This window comes from Ruegeria sp. YTSC199, from assembly GCF_059609725.1.
In genome coordinates this window covers 93,576-114,745 of sequence record NZ_JBXWMF010000001.1, presented here as the reverse complement: position 1 = coordinate 114,745, position 21,170 = coordinate 93,576, and the positions used below count along the sequence as shown (strand labels likewise).

26 protein-coding genes are annotated in these 21,170 nt (G+C 58.6%); 13 read left to right on the top strand and 13 right to left on the bottom strand.

What is annotated here, in order from left to right:
• Positions 1-28 precede the first annotated feature (28 nt).
• Genes AC2FEE_RS00590 through AC2FEE_RS00580 form a run of 3 tightly spaced genes read right to left on the bottom strand, consistent with a single transcriptional unit; the run spans position 29 to position 2,405 of the window.
• Positions 29-643 (bottom strand): hypothetical protein, encoded by a 615-nt coding sequence (locus AC2FEE_RS00590; RefSeq protein ID WP_496862624.1) that lies wholly within the window; start codon positions 641-643, stop codon positions 29-31.
• A 20-nt stretch (positions 644-663) separates the two neighbouring features.
• The gene (locus tag AC2FEE_RS00585) at positions 664-1,656 is read right to left on the bottom strand and encodes an alpha/beta hydrolase (RefSeq protein ID WP_496862356.1); all 993 of its coding nucleotides are present in this window, start codon (positions 1,654-1,656) and stop codon (positions 664-666) included.
• Positions 1,656-2,405: an alpha/beta fold hydrolase gene (locus AC2FEE_RS00580; protein ID WP_496862622.1), complete on the bottom strand. Its 750-nt coding sequence runs from the start codon at positions 2,403-2,405 to the stop codon at positions 1,656-1,658. Before AC2FEE_RS00580 ends, AC2FEE_RS00585 begins: the two co-directional genes overlap by 1 nt.
• 194 nt (positions 2,406-2,599) lie before the next feature.
• On the opposite strand from AC2FEE_RS00580, the gene thrS reads away from it, so the two are divergent.
• From thrS to AC2FEE_RS00555, 5 genes are all read left to right on the top strand, one after another.
• On the top strand, positions 2,600-4,558 hold the full coding sequence (gene thrS / locus AC2FEE_RS00575) for a threonine--tRNA ligase (protein WP_496862355.1): 1,959 nt from the start codon (positions 2,600-2,602) through the stop codon (positions 4,556-4,558).
• A gap of 222 nt (positions 4,559-4,780) precedes the next feature.
• On the top strand, positions 4,781-5,068 hold the full coding sequence (locus AC2FEE_RS00570; RefSeq protein ID WP_170325388.1) for a BufA1 family periplasmic bufferin-type metallophore: 288 nt from the start codon (positions 4,781-4,783) through the stop codon (positions 5,066-5,068).
• Between the two features lie 71 nt (positions 5,069-5,139).
• Positions 5,140-5,997, top strand: a complete 858-nt coding sequence (bufB, locus tag AC2FEE_RS00565) for an MNIO family bufferin maturase (RefSeq protein WP_496862354.1) — start codon at positions 5,140-5,142, stop codon at positions 5,995-5,997.
• Positions 5,994-6,755 carry an HvfC/BufC family peptide modification chaperone gene (locus AC2FEE_RS00560; protein WP_496862353.1) on the top strand — a complete coding sequence of 254 codons (762 nt, stop codon included), beginning with the start codon at positions 5,994-5,996 and terminating at the stop codon, positions 6,753-6,755. Before bufB ends, AC2FEE_RS00560 begins: the two co-directional genes overlap by 4 nt.
• The gene (locus AC2FEE_RS00555) at positions 6,752-7,279 is read left to right on the top strand and encodes a DoxX family protein (protein ID WP_496862352.1); all 528 of its coding nucleotides are present in this window, start codon (positions 6,752-6,754) and stop codon (positions 7,277-7,279) included. Before AC2FEE_RS00560 ends, AC2FEE_RS00555 begins: the two co-directional genes overlap by 4 nt.
• 1 nt (position 7,280) lies before the next feature.
• Here AC2FEE_RS00555 and AC2FEE_RS00550 read toward each other — a convergent pair whose 3' ends face one another.
• Genes AC2FEE_RS00550 through AC2FEE_RS00540 form a run of 3 tightly spaced genes read right to left on the bottom strand, consistent with a single transcriptional unit; the run spans position 7,281 to position 8,173 of the window.
• Entirely contained in the window at positions 7,281-7,649 is a 369-nt protein-coding gene (locus AC2FEE_RS00550; protein WP_496862351.1) for a hypothetical protein, read from the bottom strand.
• A 41-nt stretch (positions 7,650-7,690) separates the two neighbouring features.
• Positions 7,691-8,008 carry an ArsC/Spx/MgsR family protein gene (locus AC2FEE_RS00545; RefSeq protein WP_496862350.1) on the bottom strand — a complete coding sequence of 106 codons (318 nt, stop codon included), beginning with the start codon at positions 8,006-8,008 and terminating at the stop codon, positions 7,691-7,693.
• Between the two features lie 24 nt (positions 8,009-8,032).
• A complete protein-coding gene (locus tag AC2FEE_RS00540; protein ID WP_496862349.1) occupies positions 8,033-8,173 on the bottom strand; it encodes a hypothetical protein in 141 nt (46 codons plus the stop codon).
• Between the two features lie 51 nt (positions 8,174-8,224).
• On the opposite strand from AC2FEE_RS00540, the gene AC2FEE_RS00535 reads away from it, so the two are divergent.
• Positions 8,225-8,431, top strand: coding sequence for a cold-shock protein (locus AC2FEE_RS00535; RefSeq protein ID WP_496862348.1), 207 nt, complete (start codon positions 8,225-8,227; stop codon positions 8,429-8,431).
• 442 nt (positions 8,432-8,873) lie between these two features.
• Here the strand turns inward: AC2FEE_RS00535 and thyX are convergent, their stop codons facing one another.
• Positions 8,874-9,785, bottom strand: coding sequence for an FAD-dependent thymidylate synthase (gene thyX / locus AC2FEE_RS00530; protein ID WP_496862347.1), 912 nt, complete (start codon positions 9,783-9,785; stop codon positions 8,874-8,876).
• Between the two features lie 176 nt (positions 9,786-9,961).
• On the opposite strand from thyX, the gene AC2FEE_RS00525 reads away from it, so the two are divergent.
• Together AC2FEE_RS00525 and AC2FEE_RS00520 are read left to right on the top strand one after the other, a co-directional pair.
• Entirely contained in the window at positions 9,962-10,390 is a 429-nt protein-coding gene (locus tag AC2FEE_RS00525; RefSeq protein WP_496862346.1) for a VOC family protein, read from the top strand.
• On the top strand, positions 10,387-11,136 hold the full coding sequence (locus AC2FEE_RS00520) for a DUF1194 domain-containing protein (RefSeq protein ID WP_496862345.1): 750 nt from the start codon (positions 10,387-10,389) through the stop codon (positions 11,134-11,136). Before AC2FEE_RS00525 ends, AC2FEE_RS00520 begins: the two co-directional genes overlap by 4 nt.
• On the opposite strand, the gene AC2FEE_RS00515 is transcribed toward AC2FEE_RS00520, so the two are convergent.
• From AC2FEE_RS00515 to AC2FEE_RS00505, 3 genes are all read right to left on the bottom strand, one after another.
• Positions 11,137-11,634 (bottom strand): MarR family winged helix-turn-helix transcriptional regulator, encoded by a 498-nt coding sequence (locus AC2FEE_RS00515; protein WP_496862344.1) that lies wholly within the window; start codon positions 11,632-11,634, stop codon positions 11,137-11,139.
• A 77-nt stretch (positions 11,635-11,711) separates the two neighbouring features.
• The gene (locus AC2FEE_RS00510) at positions 11,712-11,969 is read right to left on the bottom strand and encodes a succinate dehydrogenase assembly factor 2 (RefSeq protein ID WP_480595575.1); all 258 of its coding nucleotides are present in this window, start codon (positions 11,967-11,969) and stop codon (positions 11,712-11,714) included.
• Positions 11,966-12,358 carry a helix-turn-helix domain-containing protein gene (locus AC2FEE_RS00505; RefSeq protein WP_496862343.1) on the bottom strand — a complete coding sequence of 131 codons (393 nt, stop codon included), beginning with the start codon at positions 12,356-12,358 and terminating at the stop codon, positions 11,966-11,968. Before AC2FEE_RS00505 ends, AC2FEE_RS00510 begins: the two co-directional genes overlap by 4 nt.
• A gap of 91 nt (positions 12,359-12,449) precedes the next feature.
• Between AC2FEE_RS00505 and AC2FEE_RS00500 the strand changes: the two genes are divergently transcribed.
• Positions 12,450-13,652 (top strand): pyridoxal phosphate-dependent aminotransferase, encoded by a 1,203-nt coding sequence (locus AC2FEE_RS00500; protein WP_496862342.1) that lies wholly within the window; start codon positions 12,450-12,452, stop codon positions 13,650-13,652.
• Between the two features lie 13 nt (positions 13,653-13,665).
• Complete coding sequence (locus AC2FEE_RS00495; RefSeq protein WP_496862341.1) at positions 13,666-14,067, top strand: hypothetical protein; 402 nt, start codon at positions 13,666-13,668, stop codon at positions 14,065-14,067.
• A gap of 8 nt (positions 14,068-14,075) precedes the next feature.
• On the opposite strand, the gene AC2FEE_RS00490 is transcribed toward AC2FEE_RS00495, so the two are convergent.
• Positions 14,076-15,428: an MATE family efflux transporter gene (locus AC2FEE_RS00490; RefSeq protein WP_496862340.1), complete on the bottom strand. Its 1,353-nt coding sequence runs from the start codon at positions 15,426-15,428 to the stop codon at positions 14,076-14,078.
• A gap of 108 nt (positions 15,429-15,536) precedes the next feature.
• On the bottom strand, positions 15,537-16,460 hold the full coding sequence (ppk2, locus tag AC2FEE_RS00485) for a polyphosphate kinase 2 (RefSeq protein WP_496862339.1): 924 nt from the start codon (positions 16,458-16,460) through the stop codon (positions 15,537-15,539).
• 123 nt (positions 16,461-16,583) lie between these two features.
• On the opposite strand from ppk2, the gene AC2FEE_RS00480 reads away from it, so the two are divergent.
• Positions 16,584-17,459, top strand: a complete 876-nt coding sequence (locus AC2FEE_RS00480) for an alpha/beta fold hydrolase (protein ID WP_496862338.1) — start codon at positions 16,584-16,586, stop codon at positions 17,457-17,459.
• 4 nt (positions 17,460-17,463) lie between these two features.
• Here AC2FEE_RS00480 and AC2FEE_RS00475 read toward each other — a convergent pair whose 3' ends face one another.
• Positions 17,464-18,072 (bottom strand): carboxymuconolactone decarboxylase family protein, encoded by a 609-nt coding sequence (locus AC2FEE_RS00475; RefSeq protein WP_496862337.1) that lies wholly within the window; start codon positions 18,070-18,072, stop codon positions 17,464-17,466.
• 122 nt (positions 18,073-18,194) lie between these two features.
• Here AC2FEE_RS00475 and AC2FEE_RS00470 point away from each other — a divergent pair, with 122 nt between their 5' ends.
• Together AC2FEE_RS00470 and parE are read left to right on the top strand one after the other, a co-directional pair.
• Positions 18,195-19,034 carry a class I SAM-dependent methyltransferase gene (locus AC2FEE_RS00470; protein WP_496862336.1) on the top strand — a complete coding sequence of 280 codons (840 nt, stop codon included), beginning with the start codon at positions 18,195-18,197 and terminating at the stop codon, positions 19,032-19,034.
• Positions 19,035-19,195: 161 nt separating this feature from the next.
• Positions 19,196-21,154 (top strand): DNA topoisomerase IV subunit B, encoded by a 1,959-nt coding sequence (gene parE / locus AC2FEE_RS00465; RefSeq protein ID WP_496862335.1) that lies wholly within the window; start codon positions 19,196-19,198, stop codon positions 21,152-21,154.
• Positions 21,155-21,170: the final 16 nt, after the last annotated feature.

Sequence of the window (21,170 nt, the reverse complement as noted above, 5' to 3'; positions counted from 1 at the left end):
CGTTTTGTTGCTTCGGGCAAGTTAAACTTCAGGGGTAATTAATGCCCCGGAACGTTGGAAAATCCGCGTATCTCCGAGAACGCGTCCGCAGATCCTCGTCCGGCTCGGCCCCCGGACGCAGCAAACAGCCGCGCGGCACGATATAGCTGTCGATGCGTTGCAGGGGGTTGGGCCTCCAAACCAGATTGAACGCGCAGAGCTTGGGGAAGAACCAGATTTCAGAATAGTCCAGATGGTCGTGCAACCACCACGCCAGATCCCGCCAATCCCGCCCGGCCTCAAACTGATCAGCGAACCACGGAATGACGATCGAGGCGCCGGCAATCCGGGCGTCGCCCTCCCCCCGATCCCAGATGTGACATTCCAGAGGGTTGTCGTTTCGGGCGCAATTCAGACGGTTCTCATTCCCAAACCGGTTCAGCGAAGGCGAGCGATACCCGGACCGGACCGCAACGCGTCCAAAGGTTTCCTCAAGCGGGTCCAGCAGTGTCTGGCAAAACGCGCGACCGGTTTCGATGGCCAGATCGGGGTTGTCGGGAAGGTTCTGTTTTTCATGGAAATTCCCGATCTCGGAATACAGGAAATCCCGCATGAAGAAATGCCGGGACAGGCGCACGCGACCGAGCGTTTCAAGGCTCCACATGCTGCCCGGCTTGCGCATCGCTACTCCACACCTATGCCTTTGAGCCAGTCCAGAATGCCCGCCACAGTTGCTTCTGTCTGTCCCGGTGACATCAACCGCCCGGCAATCACATGCGACGAGGGATCGTCCCCCGGCCCCATCGTCACGACATTGACCGTTGAGGGTCCGCCCCAGCTTTCAGCCACCTTGTGCGTCCGATCCGGCTGCACGACCTGATCGTCATCCGAGAACCAGAACAACGCTGGCACCTGTGCGCCGGAAAAGTCCAGCGCATAAACGGTTTCAACCAACACGGTCATCGGCACCACGGCCTCCCATGGGTAGACCGACGTCCAATAGGTGTTCTTCTCGGGATCCGGGCTGGAAACATCGCGCTCCGCTCCCATAACTAACGGCAACCAGGAACGCGCCCAGGGCAAACCGGGAAGCCACGCGCCGGGTGTGTTCACTCCGAAATTTGGCGAGACAAAAATCATTGCCGCAACGTCCTGGCTGAGCTCTGAATCCAAGGCGGCGGCTGCAGTCAGCGTGCCACCGGTCGAGGTGGACATGACAACGACCTTGTCCCCTACGGCCCGCGCCGCGGCCAGCCCTTCAGCCATGTCCTGCATCCAACCTGACGCCGTTGCCCCGGCCATCGCAGCACCATCACGCCCGTGACCCTGCAACCTAGTGTAAACCAGATTGGCCCCCAGAGCGTCAGCCACCAAGTCAGGCACGGGCCGAATTTCCTCGGACGATGCCGAAAAGCCGTGCACATAAAGGACCGAGATCGGCGTACGTTGTTCTTTGAAACCGTCCTGCCAAACCACCCGTTTCTCAACACCCGGAACGATGTCGTCAAAACCGGACTCGGTGCTTTCGAAATAGACCTGAACCCCCTCCCCGAATTTGCGCGGATCAAAGCGCGGGTGCAGGTCAACCTCCTCGCGCGGCCCGAACCAGTAGATCAACCCGCCGAGGACAAGCAGCCCCACCAGAAGACGGCCAAGTATCCATCCAAAACGCTGCATCAGGCGCTCCCCATCACCTCAAGCACCGCGTTTTCGATCAACCCAAGACAAGGGCCGTCTGAAAAGCGATGGTCGGCATCCTTAACCAGCAACAGACGCATGTCTTCCCCGCTGGCGTGGTCCAGCAAGCGCACAGCCGTTTCGGTGGTTACTGCTGTATCTGCCGTGCCCTGTAGGAACCGGACCGGGAATGGCAGCTCCAGCGCGTCTCGCAAAACCAGCTGCTGCCGACCGTCCTCGATCATCCGCTTGGTGATGATGTAGGGCTCCATATAGTCCGAGGGCAGTTCCACATGACCGACGGTGTCCAGAGCCGCCTTTTGCGCGTCACTGAACGACGCCCAATAGCCATCTTCGGTAAAGTCCGGCGCGGCTGCAATAGTCACCATCCCCGCAATCCGCGCGGGCATCGCCTTGGCCAGCAACAGCGCCTGCCACCCGCCCATCGAGGATCCGACTGGAATCAGCGGTCCCTTAGTCAGTTCTGAAACGGCCGCCACCGTGTCCTGATGCCAGTCACCGATACTACCTTCTTCAAACGTCCCTGAGCTTTCGCCATGACCGGAATAATCGAAGCGCAAGAACGCTTGTCCCCGAGCCTGCGCCCAAGCCTCAAGATGTACGGCCTTGGTGCCTTCCATATCCGACTTGAGACCACCCAGGAAAATGATGGTCGGACCAGTGCCTTCGCTCTTGTGATAGGCCAATCGCCGTCCCTGCGATGTTTTCAGAAAATCCGTGGCTGCCATAAATCCCTCTTCCTCTTTAAGTGACATCATGCACGGCAGCCCAGTGGTCGCAATTCCCGAATTCAGCTGTCCCGCTACGTTAGTGCCCGGCCCTTCCGCTCTTGACAGGTTATGCTGCACCTGCCAAATCAGCCCGACACACATAACCCGCAACCGGGCGTTCAGTGGGCGCCAAACCGACGAGGAGAGCCGATATGGCCCTGGATTCAAAATCCGTCTCTCTGACTTTTCCCGATGGCAATGCACGTTCCTTTGACGCAGGCGTCACGCCAGCGCAGGTGGCTGCCGATATCTCAACCTCGCTGGCGAAAAAAGCAATCTCAGCCACGGTGAATGGCCAGCACTGGGACCTGCAGTGGCCCATCGAAGCCGATGCCGACATCGCCATCCACACCATGAAGGATGAAGAGCAGGCCAATGAGCTGATCCGCCACGATCTCGCCCATGTCATGGCCCGTGCGGTTCAGGAAATCTGGCCCGCAACCAAGGTCACCATTGGCCCGGTCATCGAGAACGGCTGGTACTATGACTTTGACCGCGAGGAACCGTTCACGCCCGAGGATCTCGGCCTCATCGAGAAAAAGATGAAAGAGATCATCAACAAGCGTGACCCAGTCACCACCGAGGTTTGGGATCGTCAGCGCGCGATCGAGTTCTACACGGCCAATAACGAGCCCTATAAGGTCGAGTTGATCGAGTCCATTCCGGGTGACGAGCCGCTTCGCATGTACTGGCATGGCCACTGGCAAGACCTGTGCCGTGGTCCGCACCTGCAGCACACCGGCCAATTGCCTGGCGACGCTTTCAAGTTGATGTCCATCGCTGGCGCCTATTGGCGTGGCGACAGCGACCGCGCGATGCTGCAGCGTATCTATGGGGTGGCTTTTACCGGTAAGGAAAAGCTGAAAGCCCACCTTCATATGTTGGAAGAGGCCGCAAAGCGCGACCACCGCAAGCTGGGTCGCGAGATGAACCTTTTCCACATGCAGGAAGAGGCCCCCGGCCAGATCTTCTGGCATCCGAACGGCTGGAGAATTTACACTACGCTGCAGGACTACATGCGGAGGATGCAGGAGCGCGACGGCTATGTCGAGGTGAACACTCCGCAGGTCGTTGACCGCAAGCTGTGGGAAGCATCGGGCCACTGGGACAAGTACCAGGAAAACATGTTCATCGTCGAAGTCGATGAGGAACACGCCCGAGAAAAGGCGATCAACGCGCTGAAGCCGATGAATTGTCCCTGCCACGTGCAGGTGTTCAATCAGGGTCTGAAATCCTATCGCGACCTGCCTTTGCGTATGGCCGAGTTCGGATCCTGCGCGCGGTACGAACCGTCGGGGGCGCTGCATGGAATCATGCGGGTACGCGGGTTCACGCAGGATGATGGTCACATCTTCTGTGCCGAGGATCAGATCGAATCCGAGACCGCCAAGTTCATCGCTTTTCTGTCCAAGGTCTATGCCGATCTGGGCTTCCACGACTGGACGATCAAACTGTCCACCCGCCCGGAAAAGCGGATCGGATCGGATGAAAGCTGGGATCTGGTTGAAAAGGCGCTGGGTGATGCCTGTAAGGCAGCCGGTTATGACTATGAGGTCCTTGAAGGCGAAGGCGCGTTCTACGGACCCAAGCTGGAATTCACTCTGACCGACGCGATCGGTCGGACGTGGCAGTGCGGAACCTTGCAGGTCGACCCCAACCTGCCCGAGCGTCTGGACGCCAGCTTTATCGGTGCAGATGGTGCCAAGCACCGTCCGTTTATGCTGCACCGGGCAACGCTGGGTTCTTTCGAACGCTTTATCGGCATCCTGATTGAAGAACACGCCGGTAAATTGCCTTTTTGGCTGGCCCCGCGTCAGGTCGTTGTGGCCTCGATCACCTCAGAGGCCGATGATTATGTGCTGGAAGTGGTCGAAACACTTAAGGCCGCCGGCGTGCGCGCCGAGGCGGATATCCGCAACGAAAAGATCAACTACAAGGTCCGCGAGCACTCGGTCGGCAAAGTGCCGGTCATTCTGGCCGTTGGCCACCGTGAAGTTGAGGAGCGCACCGTCAGTGTCCGCCGTTTGGGCGAAAAACAGACGCAGGTTCAACCGCTTGACGTTGTAACAAATGAGCTTTCCCAGGCGGCAACCCCGCCCGACCTGCTGTAACATTCGGCATCAAATTGCCGGAAATCCGGCCCCGGGTTTGGGGCCGGATTGAAACATTTATCATTTTTCATTTCAAAAACAGTTTGTTAACCTTCAAGGGGGCATGTCATGTCCTGACGGGGTTGTGAGACACGGGCTCGTGAATTCAACTGCAGCCTCGCAAGCACTACCTTTGTCATTGTCACAAGCAGACATACGCAGTCATCAAAAGGGATTTCCGAGATGTCGAACACCGCAAAAACACTGGTTATCGCAAGCGCAGTCGCAGCCGCCGTTTCGGGCGCAGCAACCACTGCCACCGCACAAGCCAAAGAGAAATGCTATGGCGTATCGCTGGCCGGTCAAAACGACTGCGCAGCTGGCCCCGGCACCACCTGCGCGGGCACCTCGACCGTGGATTATCAGGGCAACGCCTGGACTCTGGTCGACGCGGGCACCTGCGCCGATATCGAACTGCCGGACAACCGCAAGGGTTCGCTGGAACCGCTGGACCGCGACCTGCCGGCATAAGCCTAGGCTTTCAAGAACCGAAGGGGCGGGCCATATCGCCCGCCTCTTTTTCGTGATTGGAGAGCGTGCACATGTTGGACAATTCGACCAGACCAAACAAGCTGCCGGCCGCACCGGGCGTTGGCTATAAACCCCAGCACTTTGCGCAGATTCTCGATCACGCAAATCCCGTCGCCTGGCTTGAGATTCATGCCGAAAACTACATGGGCGATGGCGGTCGCCCAATTGCGCAGCTGCGGCACCTTTCAGAGCAGTTCCCAATTTCCGTCCATGGCGTCGGCCTGTCAATCGGCGGCGAAGGACCTTTGGACCCTGACCATCTTGCGCGCCTGAAACACCTTGTCGGCTGGCTGAACCCCGCCAGTTTTTCCGAGCATTTGGCCTGGTCCACCCATGACAACCATTTCCTGAATGACCTGCTGCCCCTGCCCTATACCGATGAAACACTGGAGCGCGTTTGCGACCATATCAATCAAGTGCAGGAAACCGTGGGGCGGCAGATGCTGCTGGAAAACCCCTCCAGCTATCTGGCGTTTGAGGAAAGCACATGGTCCGAGCCGGACTTTCTGCGCGAGATTGCGCGTCGCACGGGCTGCGGTCTATTGCTTGATGTGAACAACGTCTTTGTCTCGGCCACCAATCTGGATTTCTCACCGCAAGGCTATATCGAAGCCTATCCGCTGGACAAGGTTGGCGAGATTCACCTTGGCGGGCATGATGAGGATGAAGACGACCACGGCCACCCGCTGCTGATCGACAGCCACGGGCGCGAAGTAGTCGATCCGGTCTGGGCCTTGCTGGATTACGTACTGGAACGCTCGGGCCCGAAACCGGTGCTGATCGAATGGGACACGGACGTCCCCGACTGGCCCGTTCTGCGGGCCGAGGCAGACCGCGCGCAGGCGGCTTTGGACCGCATCCCGGCATGAGTGTTTCGCAAACAACCTTCCATACCGCGCTGCTGGACCCGTCGGCAGCCATACCCGAAGGGCTGCTGGACGCTGCCGCTCAACCCGCCGGACGCCGGTTCAGCGTCTACCGGAACAACGTGGCTGTGTCCCTGACAGAGGCGATGCATCAGGCCTTTCCGGTGATCACCAAGCTTTTGGGAACACAGAACATGGATGGTCTGTCGGGAATATTCCTGCGAAAACATCCCCCCTCTTCGCCCCTGATGATGTTCTATGGCGAGGCGTTTCCGGATTTCCTCACCGGAATGGAACAGCTTTCGCATCTGGGCTATCTGCCCGACGTGGCGCGGTTGGAACTGGCCTTGCGACGATCCTACCATGCGGCGGACAGCACACCCGTCCCGGAAGATGCGCTGGCAGTGCCGCCGGAAGATATCATGCGGGCACGGCTGGGGTTTGCCCCGTCGATGCAGGTTCTGAACTCGCACTGGCCGGTCTTCTCGATCTGGCGCTTCAATACTGAAGAAGCCGCGCCCAAACCCGAACCCGGCCCCGAGTCTGTTCTGATCACCCGGCTCGACTATGATCCGGCTCCTCAGCTGCTGCCGGCGGGCGGCGCATATTGGATTGCAGGACTTCAGGCCGGGCAAACAATTGGCGACGCGTTTGAAGAAACGGCGGCCAAATTCCCCGATTTTGACCTTGGGGCCACTCTGGCGCTGCTTTTGCAGGGCGGCGCAATAACCTCTGTGACTATCGAAAGGCTGGCAACATGACTGCCCTGATCTCATTGCATAACAACACCCTGGGACGGTTGGAAATGACCGCCGGCTGGTTGACACCAACCCTGGCCCGGCTGGTCTTTGCAGCAACTTTGCTGGTGTACTACTGGAATTCGGCGAAAACCAAATTGGGCAGCGGCTTCTTTGGCTTCCTGTCCCCGTCGGACGGTGCCTACGTACAGATCTTCCCCAAGGCGATGGAAGCCGTCGGCTATGACAGCTCGCAACTGGGTGTCTTCCACTGGGCAATCGCTGTTGCTGGCACATGGGCCGAATTCCTGCTGCCCGCGCTGATCGTGATTGGCCTGTTGTCGCGGTTCGCAGCCCTGGGCATGATCGTGTTTGTCTGGGTTCAGACCATTGTGGACGTCAACGGGCATGGCACCGAACTGGGCAGCTACTTTACCAACGCCGTGAGCTTGCTGGACGATCGGACACTGTGGACTTTCGTACTGCTGGTGATCGTGATCAACGGCGCAGGCCCACTGTCGCTAGACCGCGTTCTGCGCATCAAGTGACTTAGAAATGTGCCTTGGGCTCGTCCGGTTTACCTGCGGCCAGCCCAAGGAAGCCCGCCACGGCCGCAAACGCCACCGGAAACATGGTGAACACGTTGAAACCAAAGGCGTAATACATCCCCGTTGCCGAAACCAACAACAACACGCCTCCGACCAAGGCTCGTGCATGAGCCATCGCACCACCTGCGATGGCCAGAAGAGGCGCCAAGATCGACACAGCCTGAATAAGCCCCGGGTTTTCCGACTGCTCCAGTAGCCCGTCGATCTCTCCAATATGCTCGATCAGTTCGATACGGCCATAGCCAAAAAAGCCCACAATCATACCGATCAGACCGGCAATGACGCCCAAAATCATAGCTGCGTTGCGCATTCAAAACCCTCTAACTTGCGTCAATTCACATAGTTACCCGGTCACGCAACGCCAAGCCCTGCCTTCGTTTCAGCCGTCCAACCCAGATACAACGTACCGTTCTGCTCGACCAGGGGACGCTTCATCAGAGTCGGGTGATCCGTCAGCAGGTCCAGCGGAGGCCGCGCGCGATCCGCATCACCCAATCCCCGCCAGGTTGTGGAGCGGGTGTTGAGCAAAGCCTCGCCGAAGGCGTCAAAAGCCCGCGCAAGCACCGAATCCGGTACACCGTCGACCCGAACGTCAACAAACTGAGCATCCGGTAATGATTTCAAAGCCTTGCGGCACGTATCACAAGTCTTCAGGCCAAAGAGGCGCATCTGCGGGGGTCTCCTGTATCTGGTTCAATTTTCAGCAATTTCGCCGGATCGTTTCGGTAATTCTTGATTTTTTACTTCACCGTGCAATGTTGAAAAAGGCGAAACACGCAATTCGGGCTGTATCGTGTGGGCGATACGGTGACGTGTTGCGGCGGCGTCAACCACTACCCCCACCAATTTTGTGGGACAACGTGAAAGTAGAAGGAGACACGGGAAATGCCAACTGGCACCGTGAAATGGTTTAATACCACGAAAGGCTATGGGTTTATTGCCCCCGATGAAGGCGGCAAGGACGTATTTGTTCATATCTCGGCCGTTGAACGGTCCGGCCTGACCGGACTCGCTGACAATCAGAAAGTCTCGTATGAGTTGGAAGACGGACGTGACGGCCGCCAAATGGCAGCTGATTTGAAGCCACTGTAAAACAACCGCGTTCTGCGGGTTATCAAAACAGGCCAACGGCCAATTACCGGCCGTTGACCATTTTTCAAAGGTTAGAGAACCTTACCCTCGCGCCGGATCGACTTTGGCATGAGTGTTTCAGTATTGTCTCATTGCCACGATGCAGGATATTCCGGTGGCATAGGCGGCCAACATGGTCCCGTCACCGGATTTGCTGGCCGGACCTCCATTAATTGTTCAGGTCGGTGAATGCCGGTCGCCGCGCGTTCCGAACCGCACTGACGTTCAAGCTTTTCGTGCATACGGTCGGCTGGCTCGCAAATCACCTCGGCAATCGAAGACTTGGCCTGTGCTTCGGGTGTCAGCACAAGGCACAGGCAAATAGCTCGGATTTCGACAGAAACCGTCATGAATTGAACCATACAGCTTCATGACACCCTGTATAAAAAAGCGATACGCGTGATTAGCCTTCGCGGATGACAGCTTCGAACTCACGCCATTCCCGTGCAGTCATGCCCGAGTTTTCTTGCGTGACCGTCTCCCCCGCCAGCATTCTGCGCAGGCTGTCGACCATCTGCGCCGACAGGTTCACCGCACCCAGGCGGTAATCCTCGAACGCTCTGTAGGCGAAGGGCACCCAGTCAGCGACAATCTTGCACATGGTCTCGGCATAGACCCGGATTTCGTATTGAGCATGCGGGTCAGCACGCAAGCGCAGGAAATGGAACAGGTTGTGCAGATCGACCTTCCAGTACCACTGTGTATAGATATTTGCGGGCAAATTCATCCGCGCCAGTTCGCGGGCCAGCCCCTGCTGACCATCCTGGCTAATCATCGCCTCATAGTTGTCGTAGCACCGTGCGCTGTCGGCCTTGAGCATTTCCAGAACACGCACGGCCTCTTCCCCCTGCAGCGCATCGCCTCGGCCCTGATTGTTCACCTCGGACTGCGCCGCGACATGATCGGGCGCTGGGATGTAGAACTCACGGTCGAGAATCGAATAGCGCGCGGAGTATTCATTCACGTTTGCCGTGCGGTGACGAATCCATTGCCGGGCCACGAAGACGGGTAGTTTGACGTGCAGTTTGATCTCGCACATCTCGAACGGGGTCGAGTGCCAGTGGCGCATCAAATAGCGGATCAGGCCCTCATCATTCTGAACCGATTTGGTGCCTTTACCATAGGACACCCGCGCCGCCTGACAGATCGCCGCGTCGTCGCCCATATAGTCGATCACGCGTACAAAACCATGGTCCAGCACCTGATGCGCGGTATAAAGATGCTCTTCCATTCCCGCAGCCACAACGCGGCGTGTTTGATGCGATTGCGCCCGTTGCGCTTCGATCTCGGCCAGTTGGTCAGAGGACAGCGGCATGAAATTTCCTTTCCAGCAATGAGTCGCCCGCCACTATATCTCGGCAATTCCTCGACCGGAACCGCGATATGTGCGGTCATTTCTGCAAAATCCAAAATGTGTCCTTGCTGCCCCTCGACACGCAAAGCCTGCGCGCTAAGCTGCTGCACATCACCTGAACAGAAAGGAAGCCGCAGATGGGGCTGACATATCTTCACACCATGGTCCGCGTGAAGGATCTGGAAAAGTCGATGGCGTTTTATGAACTGCTGGGCCTGAAGGAAACCCGCCGTTATGACAGCGAGGCCGGACGGTTTTCGCTGATCTTCATGGCGCCTCCGGGGCAAGAGGATCGGCCTATCGAACTGACTTATAACTGGGATGGCGACGACGCTCTGCCCAGCGACAGCCGCCATTTCGGACACTTGGCCTATGGTGTCGATAACATCTACGAAGTCTGTCAGCACCTGCAGGACAGTGGCGTCGTGATCAATCGCCCGCCGCGCGATGGACGTATGGCGTTTGTGCGGTCACCCGACAACATTTCCGTCGAACTTCTGCAGAACGGCGACGCGCTGGAACCCGCGGAACCCTGGGCCAGCATGGAAAGCACCGGCCACTGGTGATCCGCTGGCTGACAGCACTGGGGCTAGCCGTTCTGGCCAGCCCGCTTCGGGCCGAAACCTGCCGTCTGGCCCTGGCTTTGGCCATGGACATCTCCACCTCGGTAGACGCAAACGAAGACGCCCTGCAGCGGCAGGGCCTGGCCGCCGCGCTTGTCGCGCCCGAGGTTACCGAGGCGTTCTTTTCCTCGCCTATGCCGGTTGCGCTGGCCGTGTATGAATGGAGCGGTCGATCCACGCAGCGCGTCATTCTGAACTGGACGATGATCAACACGCAGGTCGACCTTTTAGCCGCGGCGGCGACCGTGCAGCAATCGGTCCGCTCGGATAGTGGCTCGGCCACGGCGATGGGGTATGCGCTGGCCTTCGGTGCAACTCTGATGCAGCAGGCCCCGCCCTGTTTGTTTCAGACCATCGATCTGTCGGGTGACGGGTCGAACAATGATGGCTACGGCCCGGACTCGGCCTATCGGCACTTTCCCTTTCAGAACACGGTGGTCAACGGGTTGGTTATCAATGCCGCCGATTTCGAGGGCGAGCTGTACCTGATCCCATTTTTTGAAAACAACGTCTTGCACGGACCCGGCGCATTTCTGGAAATTGCGCAGGGGTTCGAGGATTTCGAACGCGCGATGCGGCGCAAACTGGAGCGGGAACTGAAGGGGCTGCAAATCGGCGCTTTAAAGAACCCCGCGAAAAGGATGCGGGGACAGGCCCTGTCCAACGCAAATCCCATCCCGCGCCCCTGATCAGTAAATGTACCGGATCTGGTCGGTCCAATACCGCTCGACCCGACGCAGAGACGTGGTGATGTCGTCGATCCCTTCCAGCCCCAGCACGCCACGGGTCTGCAACCCTTCGGCATGGCGCGAAAACAGCTTGCACACGATATCGCGGATTTCCCGCCCTCGCGGGGTCAATCGAACCCGGACCGAGCGCCTGTCGATCTCGCAGCGCTGGTGGTGCATATAGCCCATTTCGACCAGCTTCTTGAGGTTGTAGCTGACATTGCTGCCTTGATAATAACCACGGCTTTTAAGTTCGCCTGCCGTCACCTCATGGTCACCGATATTGAATAGCAATAAAGCCTGAACGGCGTTGATCTCCAACACCCCGACACGCTCGAACTCATCCTTGATGACGTCCAGCAGCAGGCGGTGCAGACGCTCGACCAAAGCGAGCGCCTCGAGATAGCTGGTCATAAACCCCTTGGTTTCCGGCGCGGAGACCTGCATTTCCATACTCATCCGATCCTCCGATTCACTCGCGCTGTTTCAGGCAGCATGAATCGAAATCCCGAAAAATCGGTTAAGCCGGGTTTTCTTTATTTTTGAAAGGTCTGCGCGATATCCGCGATGAGGTCGGCAAAAACACCGGGCGGTTGAACCTGACCCGTGACCCACTGATAGAGGTCCTGATCGTTTTCATGCAGCATGGCATCGTACAGGTCCAGACCAGCAGTATCCATCTTATCCAGATTGCGTTCGGCATAGGCTGAAAGGATCAGGTCCATCTCCTTGATACCGCGCCGCATTGAGCGCATCTGCATACGCTTGATCCGGACTTCGCGCGTTTCGGTCACTGGGCCGGCTCCAACATCAACCGCAGTCGCTTTTCCAGCCGCGCGGCACGCTCAGCGCTGGCGCGCATCTCGCCACGGATGGCGCGCAGTTCTGCCACTGCGTCCACCAGTTCCAGATCGCCCTCGGCCTCTTCGACCGGGGCTTCCATACCCTCACCCTCGCCAGTCAGCAGCCACATGATCGAGACGTTGATCATACCAGCCATCATCGACAAACGGTTGGCGCGCGGTTCGGACAGATCGTTTTCCCAGGCCGCGATCGTTGCCTTCTTGACCCCCAGGCGCCGCGCCAGCTGGGACTGTGTCATCCCTGCGGCCTCACGCGCGCCCGCCAGCCTGTCCCCGAAAGTCGCTGCATCTGCTCCATACCAGTCAGTTTCGTCGCTCATCGGGGTCTCCTAATTCATTATTCATACGGCTTGATCGTCATTCGGGCGCACCCTATGACAGACAGGTTGAACATACAAACCGAGGTCGACCATGAGTTTCCTGTCTGCGACACTGTCACGCGTAAAACCCTCTCCGACCATTGCAATGACAGCAAAAGCGGCTGAGCTGAAAGCCGCCGGTCGCGACGTGATCGGCCTGAGCGCGGGCGAGCCGGATTTTGACACTCCGCAGAACATAAAGGACGCGGCAGTGGCGGCGATCGCAGCGGGTAAGACCAAATACACCGCGCCAGACGGCATCCCCGAGCTGAAACAAGCCGCCTGTGCCAAGATGAAACGCGACCATGGGTTGGATTACACGCCTGCGCAGATCTCGGTTGGGACCGGAGGCAAGCAGACCCTGTACAACGCCCTAATGGCGACAATGAATGACGGCGATGAGGTCATTATCCCCGCACCCTATTGGGTCAGTTATCCGGATATGGTGCTGTTGGCCGGGGGAACTCCGGTCATAGTCGAAACGACCTTGGAAAACAGCTTTAAGCTGACTGCCGAACAGCTTGAGGCCGCAATCACGCCCAAGACAAAATGGTTCATCTTCAACTCGCCGTCCAACCCGACCGGCGCGGGGTACAGCAGTGACGAGTTGAAGGCGCTGACCGACGTACTAATGCGCCATCCGCATGTCTGGATTATGTCCGACGACATGTACGAGCACCTGGCCTACGACGGGTTCGAATTCTGCACCCCGTCCGAAGTCGAGCCCGGCCTCTATGACCGCACGCTGACCTGCAACGGGGTCTCGAAAGCCTATGCCATGACCGGGTGGAGAATTGGGTATGCCGCCGGTCCGGTTGAGATCATTGCCGCGATGCGCAAGATCCAGTCACAGTCCACATCGAACCCCTGCTCGGTCAGCCAATGGGCGGCGGTCGAGGCGCTGAATGGTACGCAGGCTTTTCTGGCCCCGAACAACGAGACCTTCAAACGTCGCCGCGATTTGGTCGTACGGATGTTGAACGAAATCGACGGCATCACCTGCCCCACCCCCGAAGGCGCTTTCTATGTCTACCCATCGATCGCCGGGCTGATCGGTAAGACCACACCGGCGGGCACGGTGATCGACTCGGATGAGGCCTTCGCTACCGCCCTGCTGGAGGAGGCAGACGTGGCCGTCGTGTTCGGCGCGGCCTTCGGTTTGTCACCGAACTTCCGCGTCAGCTATGCAACCTCGGACGAGGCCCTGTCTGAAGCCTGTACCCGCATCCAGCGCTTCTGCGCGTCCCTGACCTGAGCCGGAGGCCCCGATGACCGCAGAACTGCCAGAATACTATTTCCGAATCCGTGAAAACGGCGCGGTTGTTTTCAGGATCGACACTGAAAATCGCCAGCGGCGGATCGAGATGGATCAGATCGCGGTCATCAACATCCGCAACGGCGAGGTGAAACCGCAAGGCCAGCGCACCCTGACCGAAGCCGATCAGGCCGAAATCGCGCGCTGGATGGAGGAACGCAAAGCCCTGCTGGCGCAGCGCGATATCGACGACATTCATCGCGCGGTCGACTACATGAACCTGACGACGCAATGGGCGCAGTCCAAGGCAACCGGTGACCAACTTGAAGACGTCACCGACCGGTTGTTGCTGGCTATGCACGATCTGCGCACGGTACTGGTGCGTAAAAAGGCGGATCGGCTGACCAAGGGCTGACCGGGCAACTATTCGGCCGGAACGCCAACTTCACGGACCGAGCGCATCCAGAACCGTGCCATCAGCAGAACGGCGGCGCAGGCAAGGCCCAGAACGAGGCCAAGCCAAATGCCGATCCCGTCCATGCCCCGCACGAAGCCAAAGTAATACGACGCCGGTATCCCCACGACCCAATAGCTGAGCCCGGCCATCACCATCGGTATCTTGGCGTCCTGCAATCCGCGCAACAGGCCCAGCGCAATCACCTGCGCCCCGTCCACCAGCTGGAACAGAGCGGCCATGGCCAGCAGGCCGGTGCCGATGGCCAGGATTTGCGGGCGCTGCGGATCGTCTGATTCCATGAACAATGAAATCAGCGGCTCGGCACAGGTCAGGAACAGGATAACCGTGAATACGGATACCACCAGAGACATGCCCGTCACCGCGATCGCACCCTTTTCTAGATGGGGGCGGTCTTTGCGACCCAAGGCATTGCCTGCGCGGATCGTTGCCGCATTGGATAGCCCCAAATGCACCATAAACGTGGCCGAGGCCAGGTTCAGCGCGATACCATGTGCCGCCAGCGGCACCTGCCCCAGCCAACCCATCATGATGGCCGACATGGCAAACAGACTGACCTCGGCCAGCGTCGTCAGGCCGATAGGTACGCCAAGGCGCAGGACGCTGAAAAAGAACTCCCAATCCGGGCGCCAGAAGCGTTGGAACAGGCTGTGCTCGGGCAGCACGCGTACTGCGTAAATGACGACAAAGACCAGCGACACGATCTGCGTCACGACCGAGGCGATGGCCGCCCCCATCACACCCAATTCGGGCGCGCCCCAATTACCAAAAATCAGGGCATAGTTCGTGACCGCATTTACCACCGCGGCAATGACAGTGATCCACAGCACGATTTGCGTTCGTTCAAGCGCAGCCAGATAGGATTTCAGCACCATCACCAACAGCGCCGGGAACAAGCCCCAACCCGCAACACGCAAGTATTCTGACGCGGTTTCAGCGACTTGCGGGTCTTGCTTCAGGGCGATCAGTATGGGTTGGGACCACCACAAGAGTGGCATCATCAACGTCGCATAAATCAGAGACAACCACAGCCCCATGCGGGTCGATCGGCGAATGCTGGTCTCATCCTCTTCGGCGTCCGCCGTCGCCACCATAGGCATCACAGCCCAGCCAAACCCGGCCCCGAACAGGAACAGCACGAAGTAGTAGCTGCTGGCCAGGGTCACGGCGGCCAGCGCCTCGACCCCGTACCAGCCCAGCATGATTGTGTCGGTCAGGCCGATGGCAAACTGCGCCAGATGTCCGCCGATCAGCGGCAGACCCAGAACAGCAATGGCCCGGAAATGGCCGCGATATGTCATCACCTTGTTCATCCCATCAGCCTTATGCCCGGCCAAAGGCCGGGACAAGAGGTGATAAGGCATATTTCAGGTTGAGACTATCGGCGCGCTACCAGTTGGCCTAACCGGTCACTGCGTTTCCGGGTGCAGGGTATTGCCCAGAATATGCTCGGACCGATGGATCACGTGATGCGCCTGCCCCACGATCAGAGGATCAGGTTGCCCCACAATACCGTCATCCTTGTCCGGGTAGTCCAGCGTCGACAGGAAATGGCGCATACAATTCAGACGAGCGCGTTTCTTGTCGTTCGATTTTACGATAGTCCAGGGCGCATCCGCAGTGTCCGTGTAGAAGAACATCGCCTCTTTCGCCTCGGTGTAATCATCCCATTTGTCGAGGCTGGCCTTGTCGATCGGCGACAGCTTCCACTGTTTCAGCGGATCTGTCTCACGGCTTTTGAACCGGCGCTGTTGCTCGGACTGCGTGACAGAGAACCAGTATTTGTAAAGCTGAATGCCCGACCGGACCAGCATCCGCTCAAGATCCGGTGTCTGACGCATGAACTCAAGGTATTCGTTTGGCGAGCAGAACCCCATGACGCGCTCAACTCCTGCACGGTTGTACCAGGACCGGTCATAGAACACCATTTCGCCAACCGTCGGAAGTTCCTGAACATAGCGCTGATAGTACCACTGGCCCTTTTCTTCCCAGGTCGGCTTGTTCAATGCCACGACGCGCGCCTGACGCGGGTTCAGGTGCTCCATGAACCGTTTGATCGTGCCGCCTTTGCCAGCCGCGTCACGGCCTTCGAACAGCAGCACAAAACGCTGACCGGTTTCCTGCGCCCACAACTGAACTTTCAGCAATTCGGCCTGCAGTTCGGCTTTTTGCGCCTCATAGGATTTGCGCGCCATCTTGCGGCCATAGGGGTATTTGCCACTTTCAAACGCCTGCCGAATTTTCTCGGGGCTGGGCTGAGACGGCGCGGTTTTCGTTGTTGGGGAGATATTGGCGGGGGATTGTGTTTCTTCGATTTTTACAACAGCTTCCATTCAGTTCATCCTTTTTTCACTATCCGCGGACACGGCTAGCAGAAGACGCTGTTTCTCGCTTTGATTGGCGTCAAATTGATGCGCGAAAAACCCATCAATTCGAGGAGAAAGAGGAAGGTTGCAATGAACACAGACATCATCGACCTGAACGGCCAGTCCTTCTTTCTGCGGAGCTGGGGCGAACCCGACTTGCCGCCCCTGCTGATGTTGCACGGCTTTCCTGAATATGGCGGGGCATGGAGCGATCTGGCCCCACATCTGGCCAACCATTTCCACTGCATCGCACCGGACCAGCGCGGCTATGGGCAAAGCTGGTGTCCGGACGGGGTTGGCCATTATGCACTGTCCCGACTGGTCTCGGACATGTCGGCGTTGATTGAACAGTTCGATGCACCGATCTGCATCATGGGGCACGATTGGGGTGCCTCAGTGGCCTATGGGCTGGCCATGTTCCGCCCCGATCTGGTCAGCCGCCTGATCATCGCAAACGGCGTCCACCCGGGGCCGTTTCAACGCGCAATGGCAGCCGGTGGCGCGCAATCAGAGGCGTCGCAATATATCAACGCCCTTCGCGCGCCAGATGCTGCGTCACACCTTTCGGCTGATAGTTTCGCGAGGCTCGAACAGTTCTTTCGCTTCGGCATGGGCGTCGATTGGCTGTCAGAGGAACGTATGCAGGACTATCGCACCGAATGGGCCCGGCCCGGTCGGCTTGAAGCGATGCTGAACTGGTACCGCGCCTCGCCTCTGGTCGTCGCCAAACCCGGAGAACCCCGTACCGATCTGCCCGAGTTATCGCCAGACCGCCTGATGGTCCGTAGTCCGCACCTGCTGATTTGGGGGCCCGACGACAAAGCTCTGCTGCCCGAGGCCACCGCAGGGTTGAAAGAGTTCGTACCCGACCTGACCCGCGTCGAAATCCCAGGCACTGACCACTGGCTGCATCATCAGAAACCGGAGGCTGTCGCACAGGCCGTTCTGGACTGGTTCGCAGATTAACCGCTTAGCTATGCCCCCAATCCTCGGGGTCGTCCGAGTTACTCGGCGACAAGCCCAGAATGTCTCCGTCAGTCGAACAGCCCAATCCCAGAACCGTTCGGTTCGCATAGGCGAAGTACGCACAGACCTGATTTATCTCGAGAATCTCACCGTCATCCCAGCCGGCATCCCGCAGGGCCTGAACATCCGTCTGAACCATTTCCGCCGGAGCTTCGGTAAGCTTGCGTGCATAGTTCATCGCCGCGATCTGCGCCTCATCCAACGGAGCGGCGCTCAGCGTCCCCGCCTCAATCGCGGTGCGGATGGCATGACCCCGATCCGGATCTTTCAACAGCCGTTGCAGACCGCTGAAATGATGCTCAACACAATACCCGCACTGGTTCAACGAACTGACCCAGACCCCCAGTACCTCAAGAAACCACTTGGGAACCTTATTGGCCGAATGATGCAGCACGCTTTTGTACAGCCCCATATGGCCTTCCATCGAATGCGGCCGCAGGGAATGTGCCATCATTATGTTATCGACGTTGTTGCCCGGCCCCGTGACCCGTTCGTAAAGCTTCCGCAGCTTGCCGTTGGCCTGGTCGAACGGAACAGTCTTGATCCAGCTCATACGGTTTCCCTTCCTGTTGTCGCTCCATCCCCACTCCGGTGACGCCCCGACCATCGACAAGACGAAACTGGATTGGTCAACCATGTCAGGCTAAGCTGATGTAAGGCAAGGGGGAGTATCCGATGGAAATGGCGGAAAAAACGGTCGCGGACTGGTATGCCAATCACCCGATTTCTGCACCGCATATTCTGACAAAGCTGAAGGACATCCGCGGTTCGCTGGATGGTATGAACCCCAAGGAACTCTACCCCTATGATCAGGATCATTATGACGGGCTTGAGGCGAACGCCCGGCTGGCTGACAAGGCCCGGATGAACGCCGGGGACAGTGTTCTGGATGTCTGCGCCGGGCTGTGCGGCCCCGCGCGCTGGTACACGTCCGAGCGCGGCGTTCAGGTGACTGGTGTCGACATCAGCCCTAACCGTGTCGAAGGCGCGCAAGAGCTGAATACGCTGGTCGGGCTGCAGGATCGGATTCACCCTGTTCTGGCCAGTGCGATGGATATGCCCTTTGACGATGCGCAGTTCGACGCTGCAGTCAGTCAGGAATCTTTCTTGCACATCCCCGACAAACAAAAAGCCCTACACGAGGTGTTTCGTGTTCTGCGCCCCGGCGGCCGTTTTGCCTTTACCGATTGGGTGATGCATACGCCTTTGCCGGAAGATGAGATGGAACAATACCGCCAGCGCTTTGCTTGCCAGTCGCTGCTGAGCATTCCCGAATACGAATCCCAGCTCCGGCAGGCTGGATTCGAGATTGTGTCAGCCGACGACATTACCGGGCCGTGGGGAGATATTCTGGCGCGGCGGCTCAGCATGTATCAAACTCTGGATGCCGAGGCCGAACGCGCGGGCAACCCTTCTAAGGGGGGGGAGTTCCTGATGATGTACGCGAAATTTGTCACCGACGTGCAGCAGCGGCGCATCGGCGGCGTGCGCCTGACCGCTGAAAAACCTCAATAAGCCCACGCAGATCAGCACCATTGCTCCCGTGATCACAGACACGGGACGGTATGTATCACGCGTTCAGCACGGCCAAATGCCCACAACACCTCGCGCCCCTCTTCCCCCGGACCACATCACCTGCCATAATGGGCTCCAACCTAAAAACAAGAGCAGCACCGATGCCCGACGATCTGTTGACGCCCAGCGCGACCTCCACCTATGACGCCTCCTCGATTGAGGTGCTTGAAGGGCTGGAACCGGTCCGAAAACGCCCCGGTATGTACATCGGCGGCACCGATGAGCGTGCGCTGCACCATATGGTGGCCGAAATCCTCGACAACTCGATGGACGAGGCCGTCGCAGGCCATGCCAACCGGATCGAGGTTGAGCTGCACGCCGACTACGCGCTGACCGTGCGCGACAACGGGCGCGGCATTCCGATCGACCCCCATCCGAAGTTCCCTGACAAATCCGCGCTTGAGGTCATCCTGTGCACCCTGCACGCGGGCGGCAAATTCTCGGGCAAAGCCTACCAGACTTCGGGCGGTCTGCACGGCGTCGGTGCATCCGTTGTGAATGCTCTGTCAGATTCGATGGTCGTGCAGGTGGCACGCGACAAGCAGCTGTTCGAACAACGATTCTCGCGTGGTATCCCGCTGGGTCCGGTGGAAAAGGTCGGCGCGGCGCCCAACCGGCGCGGCACCACTGTTACTTTCCACGCGGATGAGGAGATCTTTGGCCATCACCGTTTCAAACCGGCGCGGCTGTTCAAGTCTATCCGCTCCAAGGCTTACCTGTTCTCGGGTGTAGAAATCCGCTGGAAGTCCCACATCGACGACGGTGAGACGCCGACCGAAGCTAGCTTCCACTTCCCCGGCGGCCTGTCCGACTACCTGAAAGAGACGATGAACGGCTCTTCCACCTATGCCGAGCAACCATTCGCTGGCACCGTGGACTTTCGGGAAAAGTTCGGCACACCCGGCAAGGTCGAATGGGCGATCAACTGGACTCCATCGCGCGACGGGTTCATCCAGTCCTACTGTAACACCGTCCCCACGCCCGAAGGCGGCACTCATGTGGCGGGCTTCTGGGCCGCGGTCCTCAAGGGGATCAAAGCGTACGGAGAACTGATCAACAACAAAAAGGCCGGTCAGATCACCCGTGACGACCTGATCACCGGAGGCTGCGCACTGGTCAGCTGTTTTATCAGCGAACCGGAATTCGTCGGTCAAACCAAGGACCGTCTGGCCACGGTCGAGGCCCAACGGTTGGTGGAAAACTCGGTCCGAGACCATTTTGACAACTGGCTGGCCGCGGACACGAAATCCGCCGGTGCGATCCTCGACTTCCTCATCCTGAGGTCCGAGGAACGCCTGCGCCGGCGGGCCGAGAAGGAAACACAACGCAAGTCCGCCACTAAGAAACTTCGTCTCCCCGGCAAGCTGGTGGACTGCTCTAGTTCAACACGCGACGGCACCGAGTTATTCATCGTCGAGGGCGACTCGGCCGGCGGCTCCGCCAAAATGGGCCGCGACCGCAAAACGCAGGCCCTGCTGCCCCTGCGCGGCAAGATCCTGAACGTGCTGGGCGCGGCCAGTTCGAAACTGGGCACCAATGCCGAAATCAACGACCTGACCCAAGCTCTGGGCGTGGGCCTTGGCACCAAGTTCAATGTCGACGACCTGCGCTATGACAAGATCATCATCATGACCGACGCGGATGTGGACGGGGCGCATATCGCCTCGCTGCTAATGACGTTCTTCTTTACCCAGATGCGCCCGATGATCGACGCGGGCCACCTCTACCTCGCCTGCCCGCCGCTATACCGCCTGACCCAAGGTGCCAAACGCGTCTATTGCCTGGACGAGGCCGAGCGCGACGAGTGGCTTGAGAAAGGTCTGGGCGGCAAGGGCAAGATCGACGTCTCGCGCTTCAAGGGTCTGGGTGAGATGGACGCCAAGGACCTGAAAGAGACCACGATGGACCCGGCATCCCGGAAATTGATCCGCGTCACCATCGACGAGGACGAACCCGGCGAGACCGGCGACCTGGTCGAGCGTCTGATGGGCAAAAAACCCGAACTGCGGTTCCAATACATTCAGGAGAACGCGCGGTTTGTGGAAGAGTTGGATGTTTGACTATCCCCAAAAGTGA

Coding starts and splice junctions, on each gene's coding strand:
- AC2FEE_RS00590 (WP_496862624.1), bottom strand. CDS start 643: ATGTGGAGCCTTGAAACGCTCGGTCGCGTGCGCCTGTCCCGGCATTTC.
- AC2FEE_RS00585 (WP_496862356.1), bottom strand. CDS start 1,656: ATGCAGCGTTTTGGATGGATACTTGGCCGTCTTCTGGTGGGGCTGCTT.
- AC2FEE_RS00580 (WP_496862622.1), bottom strand. CDS start 2,405: ATGGCAGCCACGGATTTTCTGAAAACATCGCAGGGACGGCGATTGGCC.
- thrS (WP_496862355.1), top strand. CDS start 2,600: ATGGCCCTGGATTCAAAATCCGTCTCTCTGACTTTTCCCGATGGCAAT.
- AC2FEE_RS00570 (WP_170325388.1), top strand. CDS start 4,781: ATGTCGAACACCGCAAAAACACTGGTTATCGCAAGCGCAGTCGCAGCC.
- bufB (WP_496862354.1), top strand. CDS start 5,140: ATGTTGGACAATTCGACCAGACCAAACAAGCTGCCGGCCGCACCGGGC.
- AC2FEE_RS00560 (WP_496862353.1), top strand. CDS start 5,994: ATGAGTGTTTCGCAAACAACCTTCCATACCGCGCTGCTGGACCCGTCG.
- AC2FEE_RS00555 (WP_496862352.1), top strand. CDS start 6,752: ATGACTGCCCTGATCTCATTGCATAACAACACCCTGGGACGGTTGGAA.
- AC2FEE_RS00550 (WP_496862351.1), bottom strand. CDS start 7,649: ATGCGCAACGCAGCTATGATTTTGGGCGTCATTGCCGGTCTGATCGGT.
- AC2FEE_RS00545 (WP_496862350.1), bottom strand. CDS start 8,008: ATGCGCCTCTTTGGCCTGAAGACTTGTGATACGTGCCGCAAGGCTTTG.
- AC2FEE_RS00535 (WP_496862348.1), top strand. CDS start 8,225: ATGCCAACTGGCACCGTGAAATGGTTTAATACCACGAAAGGCTATGGG.
- thyX (WP_496862347.1), bottom strand. CDS start 9,785: ATGCCGCTGTCCTCTGACCAACTGGCCGAGATCGAAGCGCAACGGGCG.
- AC2FEE_RS00525 (WP_496862346.1), top strand. CDS start 9,962: ATGGGGCTGACATATCTTCACACCATGGTCCGCGTGAAGGATCTGGAA.
- AC2FEE_RS00515 (WP_496862344.1), bottom strand. CDS start 11,634: ATGAGTATGGAAATGCAGGTCTCCGCGCCGGAAACCAAGGGGTTTATG.
- AC2FEE_RS00505 (WP_496862343.1), bottom strand. CDS start 12,358: ATGAGCGACGAAACTGACTGGTATGGAGCAGATGCAGCGACTTTCGGG.
- AC2FEE_RS00500 (WP_496862342.1), top strand. CDS start 12,450: ATGAGTTTCCTGTCTGCGACACTGTCACGCGTAAAACCCTCTCCGACC.
- AC2FEE_RS00495 (WP_496862341.1), top strand. CDS start 13,666: ATGACCGCAGAACTGCCAGAATACTATTTCCGAATCCGTGAAAACGGC.
- AC2FEE_RS00490 (WP_496862340.1), bottom strand. CDS start 15,428: ATGACATATCGCGGCCATTTCCGGGCCATTGCTGTTCTGGGTCTGCCG.
- ppk2 (WP_496862339.1), bottom strand. CDS start 16,460: ATGGAAGCTGTTGTAAAAATCGAAGAAACACAATCCCCCGCCAATATC.
- AC2FEE_RS00480 (WP_496862338.1), top strand. CDS start 16,584: ATGAACACAGACATCATCGACCTGAACGGCCAGTCCTTCTTTCTGCGG.
- AC2FEE_RS00475 (WP_496862337.1), bottom strand. CDS start 18,072: ATGAGCTGGATCAAGACTGTTCCGTTCGACCAGGCCAACGGCAAGCTG.
- AC2FEE_RS00470 (WP_496862336.1), top strand. CDS start 18,195: ATGGAAATGGCGGAAAAAACGGTCGCGGACTGGTATGCCAATCACCCG.
- parE (WP_496862335.1), top strand. CDS start 19,196: ATGCCCGACGATCTGTTGACGCCCAGCGCGACCTCCACCTATGACGCC.